The following is a 2026-nucleotide window of genomic DNA, read 5'->3' as shown; positions in this document are numbered from 1 at the left end:
TAAGATTTCCCACAACTCCCGGTGAACAGTACTGCCCTAAAAGTTCAAAATATGATTATCAGGAACGAGGTAATTCTCACATGTACTCTCGAAAAGGTCGAACATTTCGAGTAGGTAGCTAGCCGCAAGTCATGTGAGGACAAGATTGAGTCAGAAGCAAATGCCTAGGGTAATACCTAGGATACGCAGACAGACTCACGTTATAGGAAAAGATATGGTCGTAAGTAGTAATGAATAAGTCTAAAACTCGGGGGTTCGCTCCACAGTCAGAATGGAACAAAGTTAACTGGCAAAAGCTAGAAAAGACTTTGTGGAAGTTACAAAAACGAATATATCAAGCCTCTCAACGTGGAGACGTCCGCGTGGTACGAAAACTACAAAAAATCCTGATGAAGTCCTGGACAGCCAAAATGATTGCGGTCCGAAGGGTTACCCAAGAGAACAAAGGCAAAAAGACTGCTGGAATAGACGGGAAGAAAGCTCTAACAAGTAAGCAACGACTCGCCTTAGTAGACAGCCTAATAATCTCAAAAAGGGCACAACCAACCAGAAGGGTATGGATACCCAAACCTGGACGGAAGGAAAAACGCCCATTAGGAATACCGACCATATACGACCGCGCATTACAGGCACTTGCCAAACAGGCTCTTGAACCTGAATGGGAAGCCACATTTGAACCTAACTCATATGGATTCAGACCAGGACGCTCATGTCATGATGCCATCGGAGCAATATATGTAAGCATTAACAAAAAACCTAAATGGGTATTAGATGCTGACATTGCCAAATGTTTCGACAAAATTAACCACGAAGCACTTCTAACTAAATTAAATACTTATCCATCCATGAGACGTCTAATAAAGTCCTGGTTAAAAGCCGGTGTGATGGATAACGGGATATTCTCACCTACAAATGAGGGTACTCCTCAAGGTGGAGTCATCTCTCCACTTTTAGCGAACATAGCCCTCCACGGAATGGAAAAAGCCATATGGGATTACGCCAACTCTGTAAAAGGTAAAAAAACCCACTACAAAAAGGGATTAGCCTTAATCAGATATGCTGACGATTTCGTCATCCTACATAAAGACCAGAAAGTGGTAGAAGAATGTCAGGAAGTGATTAACAACTGGCTACATAACATGGGTTTGGAATTAAAGCCTAGTAAAACTCAAATGACCCATACCCTTGACGGATTCAACTTCCTCGGATTTAACATACGTCAATACAAAGCAGGTAAAAACCACTCAAAACAAGGCTTTAAAACCATCATCAAACCATCTAAGGAAAAAGTCCAAGAGCATTACGGGCAGCTCTCAAATGCCATTAGGAAACATAGAGCTGCCCCTCAGGAAGCATTAATACGCCACCTTAAACCTATTATACGTGGATGGTGTAACTACTACAGAGGGGTCTGTAGTAAAGAAACCTTCAACGACTTAGGGAACATGCTATGGAATAAACTCCAAAGATGGGGATACAGGAGACATCCAAAGAAATCGAAATCCTGGGTAAACAAGAAATATTGGGGAACCATCGGAGATGATAACTGGGTGTTCATGACTAAAGAGGGTATTAGCCTCCCAAAACATGCTAAAACAGAAATTGTCAGGCATAAAAAAGTCCAGGACACCAGAAGCCCTTACGATGGAGACCTAATCTATTGGAGCACCAGAATGAGAGAACATCCTGAGATGACCACTCAGAAGGGAAAGCTTTTAGAACGGCAAGAAGGGAAATGTACTCATTGTGGACTTACCTTTAAAGATGGAGATTTGTTGGAAAAACATCACATAATACCACGTGCTAATGGTGGAAGTAATCTAAACAAAAATTTAGAATTATTACACCTCCACTGTCACGATGCCAAACACGGAAACAAAATCAACTCACATGAGATAGATGAAAATCCGTTTTAGAGGTGCCACTGACAAGGATTCCTATGATGAGGAGCCGTATGATACGAAAGTATCACGTACGGTTTTGAAGACGAGTCGGTGAGGCGACTCACCGGCTTAGTTTAATGATT

General features: G+C 41.9%; 1 protein-coding gene. It reads left to right on the top strand.

Features of this window, described 5'->3' with window-relative positions:
• Window positions 1-230 precede the first annotated feature (230 nt).
• Entirely contained in the window at window positions 231-1916 is a 1686-nt protein-coding gene (ltrA, locus tag F6K49_RS43950) for a group II intron reverse transcriptase/maturase (RefSeq protein ID WP_293027029.1), read from the top strand.
• Window positions 1917-2026: the final 110 nt, after the last annotated feature.

Source organism: Moorena sp. SIO3I6 (assembly GCF_010672095.1).
This window is presented reverse-complemented; position numbering and strand designations above follow the sequence as displayed.